The following is a 3,020-nucleotide window of genomic DNA, read 5'->3' on the forward strand; positions in this document are numbered from 1 at the left end:
TTCATCCAAATGTCTTTCTCGGGGCCAGCGCCCACTCGGGGCCAGCGCCCGCCGAGGAATGTCCGTTTCGGACCAACTCTAGCAGTGGCGAAGCGAGTGGCAAGGGCGGTGCAGCAATCCCTATATTAGGCATGCCCAATCAGCCGTTGTCGCAGCTAAAAGCGTGGTTTATTGGGGTCAAGGCTGCAAATCGCAGAAAAGACGGCCATTTTGGATATTTCGATGCAAGATCACACCTCCCCCACCTCCCTCGAAAACGCTCTTGCACTGCAAAAATACGGGGTGGGCCAGCCGGTCCGCCGCAAGGAGGATGACACGCTGGTCCGCGGCAAGGGCAAATATACCGACGATTTCAGCCTGCCCCGCCAAGCGTATGCCTGGATCGTCCGGTCCAGCCATGCCCATGGCGTGATCCGTCGCATCGACACCGAGGCCGCAAAAGCGATGCCGGGCGTGCTCGGCGTATGGACCGGCGCCGATCTGGTTGCCGCCGGTTACGGTCCCTTCACCTGCGCGCTGCCGCTGAAGAGCCGCGACGGCACACCGCTGCACCAGACCAACCGGACGGCGTTGATGACCGACAAGGTGCGCTACGTCGGCGATCCAGTCGCCTTTGTCGTCGCGGAAACCCTGATCCAGGCCCGTGACGCCGCCGAGGCAGTCGAGGTCGATATCGATCCCCTGCCCGCGGTCACCGATCCGGAGGAAGCAGCCCAGCCCGGCGCGCCGCAGCTCTACGATCACATCCCCAACAACGTCGCGCTCGACTACCACTTCGGCGATGCCGAGAAGGTGGAAGCGGCCTTCAAGAGCGCCGCTCACGTCACCAAGATCGACGTGATCAACAACCGTGTTGCGGTGGTGGCGATGGAACCCCGCGCGGCGCTCGCCTCCTATGACAAGGCGAGCGAGCGCTTCACGATTCAGGTTCCGACCCAAGGCGTCGCCGCCAACCGCGTCGGTCTCGCCAAGAACATCCTGAAGGTGCCGAACGAGAAGGTGCATCTGCTCACCGCCAACGTCGGCGGCTCGTTCGGCATGAAGAACATCAACTATCCCGAATATGTCTGCATCCTGCATGCGGCAAAGGCGCTGGGGCGACCCGTCAAGTGGACCGACGAGCGCTCGACCAGTTTCCTGTCCGACAGCCACGGCCGCGCGCAGAAGATCCATTGCGAGCTGGCGCTCGACGCCGAGGGCAGGTTCCTCGCCGTCAAGGTTTCGGGCTACGGCAACCTGGGTGCCTACATCACCGGCGTCGCGCCGCAGCCCCTGTCTCTCAACATCGGCAAGAACATCGCCAGCGTTTACCGCACGCCGGTCATGGCCGTCGATATAAAGACGGTGCTGACCAATACCACGCTGATGGGCGCCTATCGCGGCGCCGGGCGGCCCGAGGCGAACTACTTCATGGAGCGGCTGATCGATCGCGCGGCCGACGAGATGGGCATCAACCGCCTGACGCTTCGCAAGCGCAACTTCATCAAGCCGGCGCAGATTCCCTTCAATGCCTCTTCGGGGATGGTCTATGACAGCGGCGACTTCCAGGGCGTATTCGACAAGGCGCTGGAAATCTCCGACCACGCGAATTTCGCCAAGCGCAAGAAGGAAAGCCGCAAGCGCGGCAAGCTGCGCGGCATCGCCGTCGGCTCCTATCTCGAAGTCACCGCGCCGCCCAATGTCGAACTCGGCAAGATCGTGTTCGAGGACGACGGCTCGGTGAAGATCATCACCGGCACCCTTGACTATGGCCAGGGCCACGCCACGCCCTTCGCGCAGGTGCTGGCTTCACAGCTCGGCATTCCCTTCGAGCGCATCAAGCTCGAACAGGGCGACAGCGATCTCGTCCATACCGGCAACGGCACCGGCGGTTCGCGTTCGATCACCGCCAGCGGCATGGCGATCGTTGAGGCTTCAAAGCTCGTCATCGAAAAGGGCAAGCGCGCCGCGGCGCATCTGATGGAAGCCGCCGAAGGCGATATCGACTTTGCCGACGGCCGTTTCACCATCGCCGGCACGGACCGCTCGATCGACATCATGGAGCTCTCGCGCCGTCTGCGTGAAGGCAAGATGCCGGAGGGTGTGCCCTCCTCGCTCGACGTCGATCACACGACGGGCCCGGTGCCCTCGACGTTCCCCAATGGCTGCCACGTTGCCGAAGTCGAGATCGATCCTGAAACGGGCATCGTCGACATTGTGCGCTACACCGGCGTCAACGATTTCGGAACGGTGGTCAATCCGATGCTGGTGGCGGGCCAGTTGCACGGCGGCGTCGCCCAGGGCGTTGGTCAGGCCTTCATGGAGCATGTCAGCTACGACGCCAGCGGCCAGCCGATCACCGGCTCATTCATGGACTACGCGCTGCCGCGAGCCGAGGACATTCCCCATATGGAGATCGGCGACCACCCGGTGCCGGCCAAATCCAATCCGCTGGGCACCAAGGGCTGTGGCGAAGCGGGATGTGCCGGCTCGCTGTCAACGCTGGCCAATGCGGTGCTCGATGCGCTGTCGGAGTTGGGCATCACTCATGTCGATATGCCACTGACGCCTGAGCGGGTCTGGCGTGCCATTCGGGACGCCAAGGTGAAGGCGGCGTGAGATCATAGCGCGCCTTCGCGATGGCCGACTTGCGTTCCCGAATGCTGCGCAACGCGTCGCGTCCGGGGTGCGAGAGCTACGCCGCCGCCTGCTCGCGCGGCTGATAGATCGCCACATGCCTGCAGTGCGCCAGCGGCGTGATGCCGTTGCCAACGACCAGCGCATCCAGTTCGACGAAGCGATGGCCCTTCTTCTCGTAATTATCGGTGACCCTGGCGTGCGCGCTCAATTCGTCGCCGCGGCGCGCCGCATTCAATAGCTGCATCCGGCTGCCGACATGAATCCACGGCCCCAGGATGGCGTTGTCAACCAGCACCTTGTTCATCACCCGCTGCAACAGCCCGGGATGGCCGAGGCCCTCACGTACGTAGATCCCGTCGACCTCACGCACCTCGTCGAGATATTCGTCCGCGGCGTCACCG

1 protein-coding gene and 1 pseudogene are annotated in these 3,020 nt (G+C 63.5%); one reads left to right on the forward strand and one right to left on the reverse strand.

Annotation, left to right across the window (positions count from 1 at the left end; genetic code table 11):
* The first annotated feature begins 222 nt into the window (after nt 1-222).
* The gene (locus tag NEZ08_RS19995) at nt 223-2,598 is read left to right on the forward strand and encodes a xanthine dehydrogenase family protein molybdopterin-binding subunit (RefSeq protein WP_298110738.1); all 2,376 of its coding nucleotides are present in this window, start codon (nt 223-225) and stop codon (nt 2,596-2,598) included.
* Between the two features lie 76 nt (nt 2,599-2,674).
* On the opposite strand, the pseudogene NEZ08_RS20000 reads toward NEZ08_RS19995, so the two are convergent.
* Nucleotides 2,675-3,020, reverse strand: a pseudogene (locus tag NEZ08_RS20000) (hypothetical protein); the annotation flags it as partial.

Origin of the sequence: Bradyrhizobium sp. (assembly GCF_027451485.1) — a bacterium.
Taxonomy (GTDB): Bacteria; Pseudomonadota; Alphaproteobacteria; order Rhizobiales; family Xanthobacteraceae; genus Bradyrhizobium.

Coding starts and splice junctions, on each gene's coding strand:
- NEZ08_RS19995 (WP_298110738.1), top strand. CDS start 223: ATGCAAGATCACACCTCCCCCACCTCCCTCGAAAACGCTCTTGCACTG.